This is a genomic window from Stutzerimonas sp. Brlt_14, assembly GCF_051948915.1.
GTDB classification, from domain to species: Bacteria; Pseudomonadota; Gammaproteobacteria; order Pseudomonadales; family Pseudomonadaceae; genus Stutzerimonas; species Stutzerimonas stutzeri.
Map to the genome: position 1 here is coordinate 506,948 of NZ_JAYJLM010000002.1, position 20,269 is coordinate 527,216.

At 59.8% G+C, this 20,269-nt stretch carries 18 protein-coding genes and 1 pseudogene; 4 read left to right on the forward strand and 15 right to left on the reverse strand.

What is annotated here, in order from left to right:
* Positions 1-234: 234 nt before the first annotated feature.
* From VF716_RS06190 to sdhC, 4 genes are read right to left on the reverse strand one after another with little or no spacing between them, the layout of a single operon-like run.
* Positions 235-939: a succinate dehydrogenase iron-sulfur subunit gene (locus VF716_RS06190; protein WP_003294789.1), complete on the reverse strand. Its 705-nt coding sequence runs from the start codon at positions 937-939 to the stop codon at positions 235-237.
* Positions 940-949: 10 nt separating this feature from the next.
* Entirely contained in the window at positions 950-2,722 is a 1,773-nt protein-coding gene (sdhA, locus tag VF716_RS06195; protein WP_011913019.1) for a succinate dehydrogenase flavoprotein subunit, read from the reverse strand.
* A gap of 3 nt (positions 2,723-2,725) precedes the next feature.
* Complete coding sequence (sdhD, locus tag VF716_RS06200) at positions 2,726-3,094, reverse strand: succinate dehydrogenase, hydrophobic membrane anchor protein (RefSeq protein WP_011913018.1); 369 nt, start codon at positions 3,092-3,094, stop codon at positions 2,726-2,728.
* Positions 3,088-3,462 (reverse strand): succinate dehydrogenase, cytochrome b556 subunit, encoded by a 375-nt coding sequence (gene sdhC, locus VF716_RS06205; protein ID WP_003302391.1) that lies wholly within the window; start codon positions 3,460-3,462, stop codon positions 3,088-3,090. Before sdhC ends, sdhD begins: the two co-directional genes overlap by 7 nt.
* A gap of 360 nt (positions 3,463-3,822) precedes the next feature.
* On the opposite strand from sdhC, the gene gltA reads away from it, so the two are divergent.
* Positions 3,823-5,094, forward strand: a complete 1,272-nt coding sequence (gene gltA, locus VF716_RS06210) for a citrate synthase (RefSeq protein WP_003302389.1) — start codon at positions 3,823-3,825, stop codon at positions 5,092-5,094.
* 123 nt (positions 5,095-5,217) lie between these two features.
* Here the strand turns inward: gltA and VF716_RS06215 are convergent, their stop codons facing one another.
* Entirely contained in the window at positions 5,218-5,469 is a 252-nt protein-coding gene (locus VF716_RS06215) for a YkgJ family cysteine cluster protein (RefSeq protein ID WP_080505071.1), read from the reverse strand.
* A gap of 128 nt (positions 5,470-5,597) precedes the next feature.
* Here VF716_RS06215 and VF716_RS06220 point away from each other — a divergent pair, with 128 nt between their 5' ends.
* Positions 5,598-5,939 (forward strand): DMT family protein, encoded by a 342-nt coding sequence (locus VF716_RS06220; protein WP_019407616.1) that lies wholly within the window; start codon positions 5,598-5,600, stop codon positions 5,937-5,939.
* 73 nt (positions 5,940-6,012) lie between these two features.
* Positions 6,013-6,294, forward strand: a complete 282-nt coding sequence (locus VF716_RS06225) for a pyrimidine/purine nucleoside phosphorylase (protein ID WP_019407617.1) — start codon at positions 6,013-6,015, stop codon at positions 6,292-6,294.
* Positions 6,295-6,440: 146 nt separating this feature from the next.
* Here the strand turns inward: VF716_RS06225 and VF716_RS06230 are convergent, their stop codons facing one another.
* From VF716_RS06230 to VF716_RS06250, 5 genes are all read right to left on the reverse strand, one after another.
* Positions 6,441-6,734 carry a flagellar protein FliT gene (locus VF716_RS06230; RefSeq protein ID WP_020306173.1) on the reverse strand — a complete coding sequence of 98 codons (294 nt, stop codon included), beginning with the start codon at positions 6,732-6,734 and terminating at the stop codon, positions 6,441-6,443.
* Positions 6,735-6,796: 62 nt separating this feature from the next.
* Positions 6,797-7,183, reverse strand: coding sequence for a flagellar export chaperone FliS (fliS, locus tag VF716_RS06235; protein ID WP_011913014.1), 387 nt, complete (start codon positions 7,181-7,183; stop codon positions 6,797-6,799).
* A gap of 119 nt (positions 7,184-7,302) precedes the next feature.
* Positions 7,303-8,778 carry a flagellar filament capping protein FliD gene (fliD, locus tag VF716_RS06240; protein ID WP_020306170.1) on the reverse strand — a complete coding sequence of 492 codons (1,476 nt, stop codon included), beginning with the start codon at positions 8,776-8,778 and terminating at the stop codon, positions 7,303-7,305.
* 65 nt (positions 8,779-8,843) lie between these two features.
* Positions 8,844-9,188 carry a flagellar protein FlaG gene (locus tag VF716_RS06245; protein ID WP_011913011.1) on the reverse strand — a complete coding sequence of 115 codons (345 nt, stop codon included), beginning with the start codon at positions 9,186-9,188 and terminating at the stop codon, positions 8,844-8,846.
* Between the two features lie 57 nt (positions 9,189-9,245).
* A complete protein-coding gene (locus VF716_RS06250) occupies positions 9,246-10,052 on the reverse strand; it encodes a flagellin N-terminal helical domain-containing protein (RefSeq protein ID WP_049326285.1) in 807 nt (268 codons plus the stop codon).
* Positions 10,053-10,082: 30 nt separating this feature from the next.
* On the opposite strand from VF716_RS06250, the gene VF716_RS06255 reads away from it, so the two are divergent.
* Positions 10,083-11,233, forward strand: a protein-coding gene (locus VF716_RS06255; protein WP_085988587.1) for an IS3 family transposase whose coding sequence is annotated in 2 segments (ribosomal slippage) — positions 10,083-10,320 and positions 10,320-11,233 — 1,152 coding nt in all. Because the reading frame shifts where the segments join, the coding sequence is not laid out codon by codon here.
* Here the strand turns inward: VF716_RS06255 and VF716_RS06260 are convergent.
* The 5 genes and pseudogenes from VF716_RS06260 to moaA all read right to left on the reverse strand — a co-directional run.
* Positions 11,233-11,331, reverse strand: a pseudogene (locus VF716_RS06260) (flagellin); the annotation flags it as partial. The gene VF716_RS06255 and the pseudogene VF716_RS06260 overlap by 1 nt on opposite strands.
* Before the next feature lie 402 nt (positions 11,332-11,733).
* Positions 11,734-14,109, reverse strand: a complete 2,376-nt coding sequence (gene ligA / locus VF716_RS06265; protein ID WP_125870734.1) for an NAD-dependent DNA ligase LigA — start codon at positions 14,107-14,109, stop codon at positions 11,734-11,736.
* A 285-nt stretch (positions 14,110-14,394) separates the two neighbouring features.
* Entirely contained in the window at positions 14,395-15,216 is an 822-nt protein-coding gene (zipA, locus tag VF716_RS06270; protein ID WP_014596513.1) for a cell division protein ZipA, read from the reverse strand.
* A gap of 174 nt (positions 15,217-15,390) precedes the next feature.
* A complete protein-coding gene (gene smc, locus VF716_RS06275; RefSeq protein WP_125865343.1) occupies positions 15,391-18,879 on the reverse strand; it encodes a chromosome segregation protein SMC in 3,489 nt (1,162 codons plus the stop codon).
* Positions 18,880-19,113: 234 nt separating this feature from the next.
* Complete coding sequence (moaA, locus tag VF716_RS06280; RefSeq protein ID WP_011913005.1) at positions 19,114-20,109, reverse strand: GTP 3',8-cyclase MoaA; 996 nt, start codon at positions 20,107-20,109, stop codon at positions 19,114-19,116.
* Between the last annotated feature and the right edge of the window lie 160 nt (positions 20,110-20,269).

The window sequence follows — 20,269 nt, forward strand, 5'->3', positions numbered from 1 at the left end:
AAGTTCTGAAGCAGCGACTCAGGTAAAGCCACTACGGACCGCGCAGATAGTTCCCGGGCACAACCCGGATGCTCCTGCTGGTCATCAAATTTTCAGAGTGAAATCCCGGCTTTGTGAGCTGGGATTCCTACTAAAACTACGGCGCCGAGCTTCGACTTCGGCGCCGCAGGTGTTACGGGTAAAGCAATCCGGCCATTCCAGGCTAGCGCATAACCTTTCGCGACCGGGGTGTCATCAGGTACCGCTCTGCAGCAGCATGTTGCGTATGTGACCGATTGCCTTGGTAGGGTTCAATCCCTTCGGACAAACGTCGACGCAGTTCATGATACCGCGGCAGCGGAACACGCTGAACGGATCGTCCAGACCGGCCAGACGGTTCTCGGTTTCGGTGTCGCGACTGTCGGCCAGGAAACGGTAGGCCTGCAGCGACGCAGCGGGACCGAGGAACTTGTCAGGGTTCCACCAGAACGACGGGCAGCTGGTCGAGCAGCAAGCGCACAGGATGCACTCGTACAGACCGTCCAGCTTCTCGCGATCCTCCGGACTTTGCAGCCGTTCGATTGCCGGCGGCGGCGTATCGTTCATCAGATACGGACGCACTTTCTCGTACTGCTTGTAGAAGATGCTCATATCGACGACCAAGTCACGAATGACCGGCAGACCAGGCAGCGGACGAATGACCAGCTTGTTGCCCTTGACCACGGAGGACAGCGGGGTGATGCAAGCCAGGCCGTTCTTGCCATTGATGTTCATCCCGTCGGAACCGCACACGCCTTCACGGCAGGAGCGACGATAGGAGAAACCCTGGTCCTGTTCCTTGATCAGAGCCAAGACGTCCAGAACCATCAGGTCTTTACCATCGGTATTGACCTGGAAATCCTGCATGAACGGCTTTTCGTCCTGATCGGGGTTGTAGCGATAAACACTCACTTGCAACATATCGGCGACCTCAATAAGTCCGAACCTTGGGCTCGAATGCCGGAACGGTCTTCGGAGCGAAGTTCACGGCACGCTTGGCAACGCGCTTGTCACCCGGGAAGTACAGGGTGTGGCACAGCCAGTTCTCGTCATCACGCTCTTCGAAGTCTTCGCGAGCGTGAGCACCGCGGGACTCCTTGCGGGTCTCGGCGGCGATTGCAGTGGCCTCGGCGACCTCCAGCAGGTTCTGCAGCTCGAGCGCTTCGATGCGCGCGGTGTTGAACGCCTGGCTCTTGTCCGAGATCTTGACGTTGGCGATACGCTGACGCAGATCCACCAGCTGAGCGATGCCCTTCTGCATGTATTCGCCGGTGCGGAACACGCCGAAGTAGTTCTGCATGCAGTTCTGCAGTTCCTTGCGCAGCGGAGCGACGTCTTCACCGGTTGTACGTTCGTTGAGACCGGCAAGGCGAGCCAGAGCAACGTCCAGGTCGGTTTCGCTGGCACCGCGGTGCTCGATACCTTCCTTCAACGCCTTTTCCAGGTGCAGGCCGGCAGCGCGGCCGAACACAACCAGATCCAGCAGCGAGTTACCGCCCAGACGGTTGGCGCCATGTACGGATACGCAGGCCACTTCGCCCACAGCGAACAGACCGTCGATGATCTTGTCGTTGCCGTTGGCGTCCTGAGTGATGGCCTGACCATGAATGTTGGTGGCGATACCACCCATCATGTAATGGCAGGTCGGTACGACCGGCACCGGTGCGACGACCGGATCGACATGAGCGAAGGTCTTCGACAGCTCACAGATGCCAGGCAGGCGGCTGTGCAGCACTTCCTCACCCAGGTGATCCAGCTTCAGCATCACGTGGTCGCCATCCGGACCGCAGCCGTTGCCCGCCAGGATTTCCTTGACCATCGAACGTGCAACGACGTCGCGACCAGCCAGGTCCTTCGCGTTCGGCGCATAACGCTCCATGAAGCGCTCGCCATGCTTGTTGATCAGGTAGCCACCTTCACCGCGGCAACCCTCGGTCACCAGCACGCCGGCACCGGCGATACCGGTCGGGTGGAACTGCCACATCTCGATATCCTGAACCGGGACACCGGCACGCAGAGCCATACCTACACCGTCACCGGTATTGATCAGGGCGTTGGTGGTCGATGCGTAGATGCGACCAGCGCCACCAGTGGCAAGCACGGTAGCCTTGGAACGGATGTAGACGGTTTCGCCGGTTTCGATGCAGATGGCGATGACACCCACGACTGCTCCGTCCTGGTTCTTCACCAGATCGACCGCGTACCACTCGTTGAGGAAAACGGTGTCGTTCTTCAGGTTGCCCTGATAAAGCGTGTGCAGCAGCGCATGACCGGTACGGTCGGCAGCGGCACAGGTACGAGCGGCCTGACCGCCCTTACCGAAGTCCTTCGACTGACCGCCGAACGGACGCTGATAGATGCGGCCCTGCTCGGTACGGGAGAACGGCAGGCCCATGTGCTCGAGCTCGAACACAGCCTCAGGACCGACAGAACACATGTACTCGATCGCATCCTGGTCACCGATGTAGTCGGAGCCCTTGACTGTATCGTACATGTGCCAGCGCCAGTCATCGTTCGGGTCGGCCGAAGCAATGGCGCAGGTGATGCCGCCCTGAGCGGAAACGGTGTGCGAACGAGTCGGGAAAACCTTGGTGACCACAGCGGTCTTGTGACCAGACTGGGACAGCTGCAGCGCCGCGCGCATACCGGCGCCACCGCCACCGACGATGATGGCGTCAAAAGAAAGCGTACGAATGTTAGCCATGAATCAGATACCCCAAAGAATCTGCACGCCCCAGACGAAGAAGGTGAACATGGCAATGCCACACACCGCCTGGAACAGGAAACGAACGCCGGTAGCCCACTTACCGATCGCCATATTGGTCAGGTAGTCGGTGGAGATCGTCCACATGCCTACCCACGCGTGCACACTCAGGGCGACCAGAGCCAGCAGGCTGAAGATGCGCATCCAGTTGGCCGAGAACAGCGCGTGCCACTGGGTGTACTCCAGCCCCGGGTTCGCGATCAGGTACCCAAGCAGGAACAGAAAATAAGCCGCAAGAACCACTGCAGAAACGCGCTGCGCCATCCAGTCGTACAGACCCGAGCGCGAAAAGTTGGTGACATTGGTTACCATATCCACACTCCCGCCAGAACGATCAGCACCGCCGATACGGCGATTACGATTTTCGAGCCCAGCTTGCCGCCTTCCAGCGTCTCACCATGGCCAGAATCCATGATCAGGTGACGAACACCCGCCACAAGGTGGTACAGCAGTGCGGACAGCAACGCCCAGCTCACCAGCTTTGCCAGAGGGCTACCCAGGTACGCACGGACCTCCTCGAAGCCTTCTGGCGAAGACAGCGAGGTATCGAGCGCGAGCAGCAGCAAGGCGATACCGACGAACAGGATGACACCGGATACACGGTGGAGAATCGACGTGTAAGCAGTGATGGGGAGTTTTATTGTCCTAAGATCTAGGTTTACAGGTCGTTGGCTTTTCACGGCTTTTTTTCACACTTGAGAGCCCCAGAGCGCAGGGCAAAGTTGTTGGGAAGAGTACGCAGCAGTACCCGCTACCCACGAGTGACAACCTACAGAATACTGCCTGTAAGGCCCCTGCCGGTCGGTTTCCGAGTATAAACAGTTAGGTCACTAATGACAATGTGGTGAAGTGCCACTAAAGGCTGATAGCGACCTCTATATAAATGCCGTAAACAGTGCACCCAAGCTGTACGCATCCCCCTGCAGAGCCCTCTACGGCATGGGTTCGCGCAAATTGACTTTGCGGTTTATCACACTATAGTGATGCGGGCCCTGCGTGGGGGGCCATGATGATTCCAAGCACAAAACAGGAGGCCATACATGGCTGACAAGAAAGCGCAGTTGATCATCGAGGGCGCTGCCCCCGTCGAACTGCCCGTTTTAACCGGTACCGTAGGGCCTGATGTAATTGACGTACGAAGCCTGACCTCCACGGGTCACTTCACCTTCGATCCCGGCTTCATGTCGACCGCCTCTTGCGAGTCCAAGATCACCTACATCGATGGCGACAAGGGCATCCTGCTGCATCGCGGCTATCCGATCGAGCAGCTGGCAGAGAAATCCGACTATCTGGAAACCTGCTATCTCCTGCTGAACGGGGAACTGCCGACCGCCGAACAGAAGGCACAGTTCGTCAGCACCGTGAAGAACCACACCATGGTTCACGAGCAGCTGAAGTCCTTCCTCAATGGTTTCCGTCGTGACGCCCACCCCATGGCCATCATGTGTGGCGTTGTCGGCGCGCTTTCGGCCTTCTACCACGATTCGCTGGACATCAACGACCCGCACCACCGCGAGATTTCCGCGGTGCGCCTGGTCGCCAAGATGCCAACCATCGCCGCGATGGTTTACAAGTACTCGATCGGTCAGCCGCTGATGTACCCGCGCAACGACCTGAGCTACTCGGAAAACTTCCTGCACATGATGTTCAACACCCCGTGCGAGATCAAACCGATCAGCCCGGTGTTGGCCAAGGCAATGGATCGCATCTTCATCCTGCACGCCGACCATGAGCAGAACGCCTCCACCTCCACCGTGCGTCTGGCAGGCTCCACCGGCGCCAACCCGTTCGCCTGTATCGCCGCCGGTATCGCCGCCCTGTGGGGACCGGCTCACGGCGGCGCGAACGAAGCCGTACTCACCATGCTGGACGAGATTGGCGACGTATCGAACGTCGAGAAGTTCCTGGCCAAGGCCAAGGACAAGAACGATCCGTTCAAGCTTATGGGCTTCGGACATCGCGTCTACAAGAACTTCGACCCGCGCGCCAAGGTCATGAAGCAGACCTGCGACGAGGTTCTGGGCGAGCTGGGCATCAATGACCCGCAATTGGATCTGGCCATGAAGCTGGAAGAGATTGCCCTCAACGATCCTTACTTCGCTGAGCGCAACCTGTACCCGAACGTGGACTTCTACTCGGGCATCATCCTCAAGGCCATCGGCATTCCGACCAGCATGTTCACCGTCATCTTCGCCCTGGCGCGTACTGTCGGCTGGATCTCTCACTGGAAAGAAATGATCGCATCCGGCCAGAAGATTGGTCGTCCGCGTCAGCTGTACACCGGCCACGCCAAGCGCGATCTGCCGCGTTAAGCGACAAGCTCGCGCAAAAAAAGGCTGCCCTTGGGCAGCCTTTTTTTGTTTATCACCCCCCGCCAGACGAGTAGCTGCGAGCGAGAGCCGCTACAAGCAACGAAAGCCCCAACTGGCGTACCGCTACGCTGTTGCCTGCTCAAGCCAGCCCAACAGACGAATCGCCTCCTCCCTGTCATTGCCGCAGCAAGCAGGATCGGCCGCGAAGGCAGAACAGACAACTGGCCGCCGCGGATCTCCAAACAGCGAACAAAAAAAATCAGCGGTCAACTGCACGCACCGCTCTCCCGCACGCTTACCGTACGGCATGCCGGGTATAGGAGAACTGATGGAAGGTGCTATGCAGCAGGCACCACAACCGGGGCGACAATCCATAAAACTGCCACTCAGTGAAAAAACGCGCGCGATGATAATCCGACAGAAGCGTGCGCACCAGATGGCCATTGCACGCGGCACCGCCTGGAAATACGCTAGCGCGTCAATATTTCGAGCCCCACCCCATCATGCCTATTTGGTTGCAAACCGCCGCCCTGCTCTGCTGCTCCAATCTGTTCATGACCTTCGCCTGGTATGGCCACCTGAAGACCCTGAACGGCAAGCCCTGGCTCGTTGCCGCCCTGATCAGCTGGGGCATCGCCTTCTTCGAGTACATGCTGATGGTGCCGGCAAACCGCATCGGCTATACGGAACTCTCAGTTGGACAGCTGAAGATCATGCAGGAAGTAATCACCCTCATGGTGTTCGTTCCCTTCAGCGTGCTGTACATGCAGCAGCCCTTGAAGCTCGATTATCTATGGGCGGGATTGTGCTTGGTCGGCGCCGTCTACTTCATCTTTCGTAGCTAGCGCTGCCAGGTGACGCCAACCCTGACGCTTGGGCATACTGGCGCCCCTCTTTCCAACCCGCAAAGGAAACCAAATGTTCAAGGTCAACGAGTACTTCGACGGCACCGTCAAATCCATCGCGTTCGAAATGACGGAAGGTCCGGCCACCATCGGCGTGATGGCCCCGGGCGAATATGAGTTCGGCACTGCGCAACTGGAAGTCATGCACGTAGTAGCAGGCAGCCTGGACGTGAAACTGCCGGGTGCCGGTGCCTGGGAAACCTTCGCAAGCGGCAGCCAGTTCACCGTGCCAGCGAACAGCAAGTTTCAGCTGAAGGTCAAGGTGGATACGGCTTATCTTTGCGAGTATCGCTGAGACGAAACGAGCATTGCCTGACGCGCTGGCCAGGTGGATGAACGTTGCGCCATCCACCTTCCGCAAGGGACTGTTGAGGCCTGAGCGTCGCAGCCCGCTCAACGACTGGACATCATGAAAAGCAGAGCAGCCGACGCAGCCAAGCATCAGCCCAACGACGTATAGGCCTGCGTTACCTGCTTGCTCTGGCTCAGCTTGGTGAGCTCCAGTGCTAGCCGTTCGCGCTCCGAGCGTCCCGCCGCTTGAAGCTTGGCGTATACCTCGGCCATCGCCTCGATCGCTTCACGCAGCTCAGCGTCCGCTGCATCTTCATCCTGTAAAGTCGCAATCAGAGCGCCGCAGTCATCGTCCAGAGCGGCGATCCCTTCCCAATCCCCGTTTGCTAGCGCATTACGCAACCGCTCAGTGAAGTCGGCGAAAAGGCGTGCTTTCGAACTCATATATTCTCCAGGTCGATCAGCGTCGCTGAACGCGCTATATGATGAACTGGGCACATGATAGATCAACCCTTCGGGGCAATCTGATCCCAGGCGAGTTTTATCTCACCGAGCAGCCTGCCAACTTCGTTGAGTTTCCCGATGTCGTTTTCTTTGTTCGCCTCGAAAAGACGCATCGTCATGTATTCGTACAGACGATCAAGATTCTCCGCCAGCTCACCACCAATGCTTTTGTCCAAAGCGTCACGCAGCCCACCCACGATGCCCAGTGCCTTGCCGATCAGTACGCCCTTCTCTGCGAAGGCCTCGCGCTCCATCGCGCCCTTGGCCTGAGCGATACGATCCAGCCCGCCCTGCATCAGCATCTGGATCAAACGGTGCGGATCAGCGTCGTTTACCTGTGCCTGAACACCTACCTGCTGATACTGCTTCATTGCCGACATTGCGTACATTTGGATTAGCCCTCAAGCCATATCTCACATGCTTAGGTTATCGGTCGAAAATACCGGTACTTGAGCAAACGCTACAAACAAAAAACCGCCAGAGAGGCGGCCTTTTTCATTGCAAGTGATCATTTCCTAGCGTTACTCGCGGCCCAAGGCAGATTTTCGAGTGAAGCCAGCAGACTGGAAGATGTATTTGCCATTCTCCCCACTAACGCATCCATTGCATTGAACTGCTTATAAAGTCGATCCTGAAGCGCAGTTATCCGACGACCGAGATCTTCCCGCTGTTTACCAATACCCGAAATGGTTTCGGTCATTACCTTATTACGCTGCTCAAGGATGCCGCCAGTTTCGGTATAGGGCTTCAGTTTTGAATCAAGTCGAGCAGCAAGACCATTATTACCGGTGAACAGACCTGGAAGATCCGCAAAATTATTGCTCAGTGCGTCATCAAGTTTGGTGTCGTCGGTTTTGAGAGTTCCATCTTTTTGAGTAGTGATACCCAAGTCGAAAAGCGCACGAATAGCTCCTTCACCCTGAACATTCACCAGCTCGCTACGGATCGTTCCTAGCACCAGCCGTGCCGAGGCGTCCCCAACCAAAGCTCCAGCCAAAGGCGCCCCTCCACTACCGACGGGCGTGACCTTGGTCTGCGCATTGATCACGCCGATCAACTTGTTATAACTGTCGACGAACGACTGGATCTGTTTTTTAACTCCCGCCTTGTCTTCGGCGACGCTGATGGTGAGAGGCTCATTGGCCGCAGTTTTACCCTTGAGATCGAGCGTGACACCCTCGATAGCACCTTCGATTTTATTACTCTTGCTGGTGATCAACAGCCCATCGACCGAAACCTGCGCACTCTGTGCCTGAGTCAAGGTCATCGGCCCGCTTCGGTATGCAGTCATTGCAGCTGCATACGCCTCAGGGTCATCCTCGTTTGGCTTTGGCTCAACAGTAGAACCATCGAATCCCAGATCCTCGAGCGAATAAGCTCCCAGCGCGGCATCTGTGCTCTTTGCTTCAACTGTAATATCCTCACCCGCCCCGGTGGTGGCGCTACTGAGCACAAGTCGCGCACCTGCATCATCGGTAACAATAGTGGCTGTTAGCCCCATCTCCTTCCCGCCCGCATTGATTGCATCGCGAATGCCGGCAAGCGTGTTGCTGGACTGGTCGATGGTAATCGGCAGGCTCTTCTCTCCCACCTTCACGGTCATGGTGCCACCAGCAAAGGTCGCAGGCGCTCCAGCGTTATCAGGGAAAGCCTTCAGGGCCACCTTGCTGCTTGTCGCAAGCGACCTGACTTCAACCTGGTAACTACCCGCACCCGCCTTGGGGCTGGCGCTAACTCCAACCAGGTCTGTCTTGCTAGAGGTAGCCGAACGAGCCTGGAATAACTCCGGCTTATTCAGCGCACGCAGGGCTGTCTGGAATTCGCTGATGGCGCTTTTTAGTGCGCCAATGGCAGTGATCTGAGTGGTGGTCTTCTTTTCCAGGTTGGCAAGCTGCGCCTCCTTCGGCGCGCGCTCGGCGGCGACCATGCTTTTGACAATACTGTCGATATCAATGCCGGAACCGATACCCGTTACTCCCACCATAGTCTCACCTCGTTACCTAATCCGCGCGAACTTCGATACAGCCCATGAACAAGAAGCCTGCGCAACTAGGCCCTGCCTTCGAACAGGAGACTGCGCATCTCGTCTAGGCGCTCCGCCAGGCGAAGGATATCCTCGGAAGGGATCTGTCGCACCACTTTGCCTGAATCACCATCGAGCACACGTATTACCACCTGGCCGGTAGAGTCGTCGACACTGAAGTTTAGATCCCGCTGTAGCACTTGCACTTGAGTGCGAATTCGCTCCACAGCTTCGGTCACATCCACCTCGGGTCGCTCAACATCGTTCTCACCCTGCAACGACGAAAGCCCAACCTCCGGACGGAGGCTGGGCGTCGCATTGCTTGGTGAGGATGACGCAAGCGACGCGCTTGCTGCTCTTGCGACGTCCATGATTCACCTCTCAATAAACGGATGGGGCGGAAACCCACCCCATCCATTGAGCCTGACTCACTGAAGCAGACTGAGAACGGCCTGCGGCAGCTGCTTGGCTTGAGCCAGAATCGCAGTGCCAGCTTGTTGCAGAATCTGATTCTTGCTCAGATTCGCGGTTTCCGCCGCGAAATCGGTATCTTGAATGCGGCCTCGAGCTGCCGATACATTTTCGGCAATGTTTTGCAGGTTGGCGATCGTGTTATCAAACCGATTCTGGACCGCACCAAAGGTTGCGCGCTGGGTGTCGATGTCTTTGATCGCATTATCAATGGACTCCAACATATCCTCAGTGGTCAAGGCAGTATTTGTCACATTTACTTTACTGACATCAACACCAAGCGTCCCGGCATCTCTTGGACCACCGAAATCTACTTTAATTACGTCATCAGTACTTCCATACGCTCCAACCTGAAAGGAGACTTCCGTACTCGCCGTCCCGCCAATGTTTTCGTCGAACAATTTTTTGGTGCCAAACGAAGTGGTTCCCGAGATACGATTGAGCTCAGTCTGCAATTCAGCCACCTCTAATTGAAGAGAGGCCTTATCCTCGTCACTGTTACTTCCGTTGCCAGACTGCAGCACAAGCTCCCGCATACGCTGCAGAATGTTTGTGGACTGCTGCAATGCACCTTCCGCGGTCTGAGCCATCGAAATACCATCATTAGCATTGCGCACAGCGACATTCAATCCGTTAATTTGGCTTGTCAAACGGTTAGAAATCTGAAGACCCGCTGCGTCGTCTTTGGCGCTATTAATGCGACTGCCAGTTGAAAGCCGTTGCATTGAGGTTTGAATCGCCCCTAGTTTCGTAGACACCTCCAAGCCTCATAATGAGACCCAGCAGGAGGTGCCATGAGCAACCAGCGTTACCCCGAAGAATTCAAGATTGAAGCGGTCAAGCACATCACTGAACGCGGCTTGCGCGTTGCTGATGTAGCAGAGCGTCTAGGCGTGTCCGCGCACAGCCTGTACGCCTGGGTAAAGCGCTACAGCAAACCCCAAATACAGCGGCAGCAGGTAGATGATCAGCAGGCTGAGCTGCGTCGCTTGCGCGCGGAACTCAAGCGGGTGACCGAAGAGCGAGACATCCTAAAAAAGGCCGCCGCGTACTTTGCCAAGGAGTCCGGCTGAAGTACGCCGTTATCAGCAAACTGTCGGTGGAGTACCCGGTACGGCGTCTCTGCCAGACCCTCCAGGTACATCCCAGCGGTTACTACGCCTGGCTGGCCGAGCCGAAATCCGCGCGTGCCAAGGAAGATCAGCGTCTGCTCGGATTGATCAAGCATGCCTGGTTGGAAAGCGGCGGGGTCTACGGCTACCGCAAGATCCACGACGACCTGCGTGAGCTGGGCGAGTCCTGTGGCCGGCACCGTGTGGCTCGCCTGATGAGGAGAGAGGGGCTGCGCTCGCAGACCGGTTATCGCCGGCGCCCCGGGTACTACGGTGGCAAGCCGCCGGTGGCCTCGCCCAACCGTCTGGAGCGGCAGTTCAATGTCAGTGAACCGAACAAGGTCTGGGTCACCGACATCACTTACATCCGCACGTATGAGGGCTGGTTGTACTTGGCGGTGGTGCTGGATCTGTTTTCTCGCCAAGTGATCGGCTGGTCGATGAAGCCTCGGATGTGCAGCGATCTGGCCATCGATGCGTTGCTGATGGCGGTGTGGCGGCGCAAGCCCAAGCAGGAAGTGATGATCCATTCCGACCAGGGCAGCCAGTTCAGCAGCTCGGACTGGCAGAGTTTCCTCAAGGCCAACAACCTGATCAGCAGCATGAGTCGACGCGGTAACTGTCACGACAACGCGGTCGCGGAAAGCTTTTTCCAGTTGCTGAAGCGGGAACGCATCCGACGGAAAACCTACGGAACCCGCGAAGAAGCCCGCAGTGATGTGTTCGATTACATCGAGATGTTCTATAACCCCAAGCGCCGGCACAGCAGCGCTATGCAGCTATCGCCAGTGGAGTTTGAAAAGCGCTATTTCCAGAGCTTGGAGAGTGTCTAGGAAAGCTGGGGCGATTCAGTTGTCAGTGCATTTGATGAATTATTGATATTGCGCTGAGTGTTGAGCGACGCAATGTTGGTATTGACGGTAAGAGCCATGGTGTTTGCCTCCAAGGGCGCTAGTTACTTCGGTTGCCTGAGCTTGCGACTCCGGGCCGGCTTGTGCCCAGGCACCCATTGAGTTCGCATTCGATTAGCTTATCGGCGCCGTTTGGGTTGGCTTTAGGGCAGATTCGAACTTTTTCTGAGCCCGGTACCGCTCCAACGCTACGCCAGCACATCCATACTGCGGACTTGCTTGACTAGCTTTTCGGGTGAAGCGGGGAAAACTTTAGGGGATGGCTGAAGCCGTTTCCCTGACCTGGAGTCAAAGGGAGCTCGCTCACTGCTGGCAAGCGTTGCTAAACCAGTCGCGGTGAGGGCCGCTCCCACAGGTTCGGTGAAACATTTGGGGAGCGGGTATGACAGCGAGGTTCGCTGGGATGAGGCGATGCTGACGCGCTACGTACTTGCCGAACCAAGCTGAGCAAGGCGCTCGAGGAACTGCGCTTCGTCCAGCACCGTCACACCGAGTTCATTGGCTTTGGTGAGCTTCGAGCCCGCGCCAGGGCCCGCTACTACGCAGTTGGTTTTGGCGGATACTGAACCGGCGACCTTTGCCCCCAAAGCCTCCAGCCGCGCCTTGCCTTCATCACGACTCATGGTTTCCAGCGTGCCGGTCAGTACCCAGGTCTGCCCGGCCAGCGGCAGGCCTTCGGCGGCTTTCCGCTCGCTCTCCCAGTGCATACCGAAATCCCGAAGCTGGGCTTCGATAGCACGAGCGCGCTCGGCGTTACCAGATTTGTCGAAATAGTCACGCAGTGAGCGCGCGGCCTTTTCGGTGAGACGCTCTACCTGACGCAGGTCGAGCCAGTCGGCGGCGATGATTGCCTCGAGCGAGCCGAAACGCTCTGCCAGGCGCTGGGCACCGGTGCGGGCGATATGAGGAATGTTGAGCCGGTCGAGCAGATCGGGCAGTGTCGCGCAGGCTGCGAACTCCGGATGCACGTCGCCCTCCTCCTGCGGCTCGACGCCACGCTCACGCAGCAGCGCGATGACCGTGCGGTTGTGTTCGTCCTCGAAGAAGCTGTGGATTTCGTGGGCAACTTCCAGCCCCACGTCGGGCAGGTAGACGAGTACGTCCGGCAGTGCCCGGCCGATTCGGTCCAGGGAACCCAGCGCGCGTGCCAGCAATTTGGCGGTTTCCTCACCGACGTCCGGGATGCCGAGCGCATAAACGAACCGCGCGAGACTCGGTTTGCGACTGGCATCGATGGCGTGGAGCAGGTTACGCGTGGATATCTCGGCGAAACCCTCCAGCTCAATGACCTGCTCGTGGGTAAGGCAGTAGAGATCCGCCGGAGAACGGACCAGCCCCTTGTCGACCAGCTGCTCAACGATCTTGTCGCCCAGGCCGTCGATATCCATCGCTCGGCGCGATACGAAATGGATGATCGCCTGCTTAAGCTGAGCCTGGCACGCCAGCCGGCCGACGCAGCGGTAGATCGAGCCTTCGCTGACCGATTCACGGCCCTTGCTGCGCTTGATCAGCTGGGTACGCTCCACGGCAGAGCCGCACACCGGGCACTGCTCCGGCACATGCACGGCGCGCGCGTCGACCGGGCGGCGCTCGGCGATCACGCCGAGGATCTGGGGAATCACATCGCCTGCACGGCGCACGATCACCGTATCGCCGATCATCACGCCAAGCCGCGCCACTTCATCCATGTTGTGCAGGGTTGCGTTGGACACCGTGACGCCTGCAACCTGCACGGGCTTGAGCCGGGCGACCGGGGTGATGGCACCAGTACGGCCAACCTGGAACTCCACGTCGAGCAGCTCGGTGATCTCTTCCCGCGCGGGAAACTTGTGGGCGATGGCCCAGCGCGGTTCGCGTGCACGGAAGCCCAGTTCGCGCTGCTGCTCGACGGCATTGACCTTGAACACCACGCCGTCGATTTCGTAAGGCAGCGCGTCGCGCTTTGCACCGATGGCGTCGTAATAGGCACGGCATTCGGCAACGCCCTTGGCCAGCTTCAGTTCGCGACTGATCGGCAGACCCCAGCCTTTCAGCGCTTCGAGAATTCCGATGTGCGTATTCGGCAGCTCACCATCACTGCGTCCAACACCGTAAGCGCACAGTTCCAGCGGCCGGCTGGCGGTGATCTTCGAATCCAGCTGGCGCAGGCTGCCGGCTGCGGCATTACGGGGATTGGCGAAGGGCTTGCCGCCGCTTTCCAGCTGTCGCGCATTGAGCGCCTCGAAGCCGGCCTTGGGCATGTAGATTTCGCCGCGCACCTCGAGCACCGCCGGCCAGCCGCTGCCATGCAGCTTGAGTGGGATGTTGCGAACGGTGCGCACATTGGCGCTGATGTCCTCGCCAGTGCTGCCATCGCCGCGGGTAGCACCGCGCACCAAATGGCCGTTTTCGTAGAGCAGACTGACCGCCAGACCGTCGAGCTTGGGTTCGCAGCTGTATTCGACAACCGCGCCATCTCCGAACAGGTCGCCCGCCGGCAGATCCAGCCCTTCGCGCACGCGGCGGTCGAAATCGAGCAGGTCCTGCTCCTCGAAGGCATTGCCCAGGCTCAGCATCGGCACTTCATGGCGTACCTGACCGAACGCCGCCAGTGCAGCCCCTCCCACCCGCTGGGTTGGCGACTCGGGTGTCACCAGCTCCGGGTGCTCTGCCTCGAGCGCCTTGAGCTCATTGAACAGACGGTCGTACTCGGCATCGGGAACGCTGGGTTCGTCGAGCACGTAGTAGCGGTAGTTGTGGGCGTCGATTTCGCTGCGTAGTTCGGCAATACGCTCGGCGGCGGTTTGGGCAGAAGGCATAGGACGAAGCCGTGACTGGGGCTGTGCTGATTCAGACCGCATCAGCACGCCTTGGTTGATAGGAAAGGCGTCGGATTCTAGCCGAACGCGAAGGCGACGGCAGGTCGGCGGGTATCGGCTGCATCAGAGCAGCGTTGCGGGAAGGCAGTCTTTGACCTGAATGACCGGAGTTCTGGACGCCTACCAATCGCTGAACTCCAGCCTACAGCGCTCTGCAGAGCGCGGAAAAAGGGAGCCGCACACAGTGAACGCAAAACCGGGCACAAGGCCCGGTTCGGTAGAGAATCAGCGCTGCTTGATGGTCATTTGTCGGCGTTCGAATTCGACGATGCGCTGACGGTAATGCTCGATGGTCTGGGCGGTCAGCACGCTGCGCTGGTCGTCCTTCAGTTCGCCGTTGAGCTCCTGGGAGAGCTTGCGCGCGGCAGCGACCATGACATCAAAGGCCTGCTTCGGATGGCGCGGGCCGGGCAGACCGAGGAAGAAGCTCACGGCCGGGGTGGTGAAGTGATCGATATCGTCCAGGTCGAAGGTTCCGGGCTTGACCGCATTGGCCATGGAGAACAGCACCTCGCCGTTGCCGGCCATGCTTTCATGGCGGTGGAAGATATCCATCTCGCCGAATCGCAAACCGCTTTCCAGAATGTTCTGCAGCAGAGCCGGGCCGCGGAAGCCGTGCGGGTCGCGGGAAATGACGTTGATGACCAGCACCTCTTCCACCGGCGCCTGCTCCTTCTGCGGCCGCTCCTGCACATCGTCATCGTCTCCGACCACGGGGTCGAGCAACGTCGGGACCGGCTCTTCGGTGCTGAGCTGCAGATCGCCCTGGTAGGGCTCGTCCTGGCGGCGCTTCTTGCTGGATTCGCGCGCAGTTACCGGTGGGAGATCATTCTCGGACAGCGAGGGCTCATGCTCACGATTCACGACACGCGCCGGCCCGAGCAGCTCGGGGGAGTCGTCGACGTCGGGCAGGTTGGAAAGACTGCGGTCCAGCTTGAACTTGAGCTTGCCCTTGCCACCACGCATGCGACGCCAGCCGTCGAACAGAATGCCGGCAATGACAATGATGCCGATGACGATCAGCCACTCGCGCAGACCGATATCCATTAATGCTTTAACCTCTGAATTCGATGATAAAGACGCAACAAGCCGGAACTGCTTTTAGCGCATCGTAAAAATTGTGCTCTAAGCTAGCACGACGAACGGTAGATTTGCACCGTGCGGTAGTTCTCTTTTTGTGCCCTTCCTTGTATCAAAAACGCTCAAACAAGCGGCTTAATCCTAGGCTTCGGCAAGCGCAACGGCCTGCTCGACGTCCACCGCCACCAGCCGCGAGCAGCCTGGCTCATGCATGGTCACACCCATCAGTTGATCAGCCATTTCCATGGCGATCTTGTTATGGGTGATATAGATGAACTGAACTTTCTCCGACATCTCCTTAACCAACCGCGCATAGCGACCGACGTTGGCGTCATCCAATGGCGCATCAACTTCGTCGAGCATGCAGAACGGCGCCGGATTGAGCTGGAAGATCGCAAATACCAGCGCCAGCGCAGTCAGTGCTTTCTCGCCGCCGGACAGTAGATGGATGGTGCTGTTCTTCTTTCCGGGCGGGCGCGCCATGATGGCCACCCCGGTATCGAGTAAATCTTCCCCGGTAAGTTCCAGATAAGCGTTACCGCCGCCGAACACTTTCGGAAAGAGCGCCTGCAAACCGCTGTTGATCTGGTCGAAGGTTTCCTTGAAGCGGTTGCGCGTTTCCCGGTCGATCTTGCGGATGACGTTTTCCAGTGTGTCCAGCGCCTCGACCAGATCATCGTTCTGCGCGTCGAGATAGCGCTTGCGTTCCGACTGCTGCTGATACTCGTCGATCGCCGCCAGGTTGATCGGCCCCAGACGCTGAATGCGCTGGCTCAGCCGCTCCAGCTCCGCTTCCCAGCTCGGCTCGCTTGCATCGGCAGGGAGTGTGCCGAGCACGCCGTGCAGGTCGTAGCCGTCCTCCTGCAGCTGGTCCTGCAACGCCTTGCGCCGGACGCTCAGCCCTTGCCAATCCAGCCGTTGCTGCTCCAGCTGCCCACGCAACAGCTGTGCCCGCTGCTCGGCCTGCGTGCGCCGTTTCTCGGCATCACGCAACTCGCGGTCGGCGTCTTCCAGGGCCAGTCGCGCGTGCTTGAGCTCGTCCTCGACGCCCATGCGGCGCTCCAGCAGCTCTTCGAGCTTCATCCGCAGCTCTTCCAGCGGCGCCTCGCCCTCCTCCAGGTTCAGCGTCAGCTGCTCGCGGCGTTCGACGGCGCGCTCGAACTGCTGCTCCAGCCGCTCCAGGGCCTGACGCGTCGACTCGTGCTGCGCCCTGAGCGACCCGACCCGCAGTGCCAGCTGATGGGCATGATCCTTGTGCTGCCGGGCGTCCTGGCGGATACGATCGAGCCGCTCGCGGATGCCATCGCGGCTGGCCAGCAGGGTTTCGCGCTGCTCGGTGTCTTGCGCCATTGTCTCCAGCGCTTCCTGCAACTGCAGGCGCGCTTCACCCAGCTGTTCGGTCTCGATCTCGCGCTGTTCCTGCTGCTCGGCAAGCTCCTCGTCCAGCCGACGACGACGCAGCGCTAGCTGTTCCAGCCGCGCATGACCGGCCGACAGCCTGGCCTTGAGGTCACTGTGCTTGCGTGCTTCTTCCTGTTGCTGACGACGCTGCAGCTCGCGCTCACCTTCGAGTCGGGACTGTTCGCCGCTCAACGCGGTGACGCGATCCTCCATCGCCGCCAGGCTCGCTTCGCGTTCATCACGCTCGGCCAGCAGGCGCTGCAGTTCCTGCCCACGCGCCAACACGCCGGATTCCGCCTCGCTGGCGCGACGCACCCGCAGAAAATGCCGGCCGACCCAATAGCCATCCCGGCTGACCAGACTCTCGCCCTCCGCCAGCGACGGGCGCTCGGCCAATGCGTGTTCCAGCGACTCGACCGGTCGTACGTGGCCCAGCCATGGCGAAAGATCAAGCGCCGACTCGACCCGCTCCAGCAGGGCGCCCGGGCGGCGGTCACCGCCGCGCGGCGCGCTGACCAGATTCAATGCGCCCTGTTGGAAGCCTGCAAGCTCGACCTCGGCGAAATCGTCCAGCAGCACCGCTTGTAGATCTGCGCCCAGCACGGTTTCCACCGCCAGCTCCCAGCCCGGCTCGACCCGCAGCCCATCCGCCAGGCGTGGGCGCTGTTCCAGCCCCTGTTCGCGCAACCACTCGGCGACCCCCTTGCCCGGCTCCATCGCCGCCTGCTGCAAGGCTTCGAGGGACGCGATCCGACCATTGAGTCGCTGCAGCTCGCCTTGCGCCTGCTGCTGAGCCCGAGTCGCCTGCTGCAGCTCATCGCGCAGCTGCTCCAGGCGCTCGTTGAGCTCCTCGGCCACCGCGGCGAGCGCCTCGAGATCCAGCTCGCTGGCCGCCAGTTGCTCGTCGAGCTCGAGCATCGCCCTGTCCTCGGGGTCGGCCGCCAGCAGCGCGCGCTCGTCATCCAGCCGGCGTTGACGCTCGGCCAGGCGTTCCAGGCTCTGCTCCAGCTGCTGGATGCGCGATTGCTGCACTTCCGCGGCGCGGCGCGGCTCGGCGCTGTGCTGGTTGAAGCGCTCCCACTGTTCCTGCCAGGCCTGCATGGCGGCTTCGGCTTCTTCCAGCTGGGCGGCGGACTCTTCGGCAGCGGCGCCGGACAGCTCCTGTTCCGGCTCGAGCATCGCCAGCTCCTCGCCGAGCGTGGCCAGCAGCGTGCGGTCGTGGCCAAGGTGCGACTCGGTCTCAAGGCGCGCCTGTTCTGCCTCACGCAGATCGTCCTGCAACTGACGCAGGCGCTGCTGCCCATGCTGGATGCTCTGCTCGACGCGCGCGATGTCGCCGCCGACTGAATAGAAGCGACCCTGCACCTGATTGAACCGTTCGGACAGCTCATGGTGACCGTCCCGCAGGCGCTCGATGCTCGCATCAGCGCTGCGCTGTTCGGCCACCAGCGCTTCGAAGGCGACCTCCTGATCACCGATGACCTGCTCGCGCTGGCCCACCTGCTCGTTCAAGGCCTGCCAACGAAGTGCCGACAGCTGTGCCTTGAGCTGGCGCTCCTCGGCCTTGTACTCCTGATACTTCTCCGCCGACTGCGCCTGACGATGCAGGCGTTCGAGCTGACGCTCCAGCTCTTCGCGCAAGTCGGTCAGGCGCGCCAGGTTCTCGTGGGTGCGACGGATACGATTCTCGGTTTCGCGCCGGCGCTCCTTGTACTTGGAGATGCCGGCCGCCTCCTCGATGAAGTTGCGCAGATCCTCCGGCTTGGCCTCGATCAGCTTGGAGATCATGCCCTGTTCGATGATCGAATAGCTGCGTGGTCCGAGGCCGGTGCCGAGGAAGATATCGGTGATGTCGCGGCGCCGACATTTCACCCCGTTGAGAAAGTAGGTGTTCTGCGAGTCACGGGTGACGCGACGGCGGATGGAGATTTCGGCGAAGGCGGCGTACTCGCCGGTAAGCGTACCGTCGGAGTTGTCGAAGATCAGCTCGATGCTCGCCTGGGTTACCGGCTTGCGGGTATTGGAGCCATTGAAGATGACATCGGTCATCGACTCGCCGCGCAGGTTCTTCGCCGAGCTTTCGCCCATGACCCAGCGCACGGCGTCGATGATGTTGGATTTTCCGCAGCCGTTCGGGCCGACCACTGCCGCCATGTTGCTCGGGAAGCTGACCGTAGTGGGATCGACGAAGGATTTGAAACCGGCGAGTTTGATGCTTTTCAGTCGCATGCGGCCTATCCGTGGCGGTCGACGGGGGAACGAACAAGCGGAGTCGCCATGAGCATCGGGATTCCTGGCATCGATTGGGCTGCTGGCAAGAAGCCGCGAAGTTTATCACGGCACCCCGGTTGACTCGCAGCGCGTCGGTGCACAGAAACGCAGCCGCGGGCCACGCCATGCTCTATGGCGACAGGATGATCACGGAAATGAAGCGCCATTCAGTGAATGGAGGACGAAACGGTCTCAGCCGCCGGTCATGCTCATGAAACGCACCACCTGAACCTGCTCGTCGGTGCGGAAGTGATGCTTTTCCGGCTTGAGCTGCAACGCATCCACCAGGGCGTTGCGCAGGCGCTCGCTGTCGCCCGGATAGCGCCGCATCAGGCTTTTCAGATCCAGCGCGCCCTCGTGGCCAAGGCACAGCACGAGCTTGCCCTCGGCTGTCACGCGCACGCGGTTGCAGCTGCCGCAGAAGTTGTTGCTGTGCGGCGAGATGAAGCCGATCTGCGTCTCGCTGCCGGCCACCTGCCAGTAGCGCGAAGGACCACCTGTGGCATGGCTGCTGCGCACCAGCGTATGGCGTGCCTCGATGCGCTCACGTACCTCGTCGCTGGAGCAGAAGGTTATCTGGCGCTGATGGCTGGACACGCTGCCCAGCGGCATCTCTTCGATGAAACTGATATCCAGCCCACGCTCGATGGCGAACTCCACCAGGTCGAGAATCTCGTCGTCGTTGCGGCCCTTCTGCACCACGCTGTTGAGCTTGATGCGTTTGAAGCCGGCGCTACGCGCAGCCTCGATGCCTTCGAGCACCTGATCGAGCCGATCACGGCGGGTGAGCTCGGCGAAACGCTCGCGTTTGAGCGAGTCGAGACTGATATTGAGCCGTCTCACGCCGGCTTCATGCAGCGATGCAGCCAGGCTCGGCAACTGCGAGCCGTTGGTGGTGATGGCCAGATCTTCCAGTTCGTTGCGCGCACCGAGCCGCGCCAGCAAGCCGGTCAGCCCCTTGCGCACCAGCGGTTCGCCACCGGTCACGCGGATGCGTTTGACGCCCAGGCTGATGAAGGCGTCGGCCACCGCATAGAGCTCTTCGAGCGTGAGAATCTGCGCACGGGGCGCGAAGACCATGTCCTCGCTCATGCAATAGGTGCAGCGAAAATCGCAGCGGTCGGTTACCGACAACCTCAGGTAGGTGATGCGCCGGCCGAATGGATCGACCAACTGGGAATCGGGCATGGAACTCTCCAACTGCGGGATGCGCCTGTGTTCAGACTATGCGCTAAGTACGATTCAGGCAAAGCGACGTTACCAATGGCGTACCGCCAACGCCACCGAGTGGCATGCAGCCGGCCCGGGGCAATGCTTTAATGGGCCGCTTTGGCAGGCGACCGCGAAA

Coding starts and splice junctions, on each gene's coding strand:
- VF716_RS06190 (WP_003294789.1), bottom strand. CDS start 939: ATGTTGCAAGTGAGTGTTTATCGCTACAACCCCGATCAGGACGAAAAG.
- sdhA (WP_011913019.1), bottom strand. CDS start 2,722: ATGGCTAACATTCGTACGCTTTCTTTTGACGCCATCATCGTCGGTGGC.
- sdhD (WP_011913018.1), bottom strand. CDS start 3,094: ATGGTAACCAATGTCACCAACTTTTCGCGCTCGGGTCTGTACGACTGG.
- gltA (WP_003302389.1), top strand. CDS start 3,823: ATGGCTGACAAGAAAGCGCAGTTGATCATCGAGGGCGCTGCCCCCGTC.
- VF716_RS06215 (WP_080505071.1), bottom strand. CDS start 5,469: ATGGATTGTCGCCCCGGTTGTGGTGCCTGCTGCATAGCACCTTCCATC.
- VF716_RS06220 (WP_019407616.1), top strand. CDS start 5,598: ATGCCTATTTGGTTGCAAACCGCCGCCCTGCTCTGCTGCTCCAATCTG.
- VF716_RS06225 (WP_019407617.1), top strand. CDS start 6,013: ATGTTCAAGGTCAACGAGTACTTCGACGGCACCGTCAAATCCATCGCG.
- VF716_RS06230 (WP_020306173.1), bottom strand. CDS start 6,734: ATGAGTTCGAAAGCACGCCTTTTCGCCGACTTCACTGAGCGGTTGCGT.
- fliS (WP_011913014.1), bottom strand. CDS start 7,183: ATGTACGCAATGTCGGCAATGAAGCAGTATCAGCAGGTAGGTGTTCAG.
- fliD (WP_020306170.1), bottom strand. CDS start 8,778: ATGGTGGGAGTAACGGGTATCGGTTCCGGCATTGATATCGACAGTATT.
- VF716_RS06245 (WP_011913011.1), bottom strand. CDS start 9,188: ATGGACGTCGCAAGAGCAGCAAGCGCGTCGCTTGCGTCATCCTCACCA.
- ligA (WP_125870734.1), bottom strand. CDS start 14,109: ATGCCTTCTGCCCAAACCGCCGCCGAGCGTATTGCCGAACTACGCAGC.
- zipA (WP_014596513.1), bottom strand. CDS start 15,216: ATGGATATCGGTCTGCGCGAGTGGCTGATCGTCATCGGCATCATTGTC.
- smc (WP_125865343.1), bottom strand. CDS start 18,879: ATGCGACTGAAAAGCATCAAACTCGCCGGTTTCAAATCCTTCGTCGAT.
- moaA (WP_011913005.1), bottom strand. CDS start 20,109: ATGCCCGATTCCCAGTTGGTCGATCCATTCGGCCGGCGCATCACCTAC.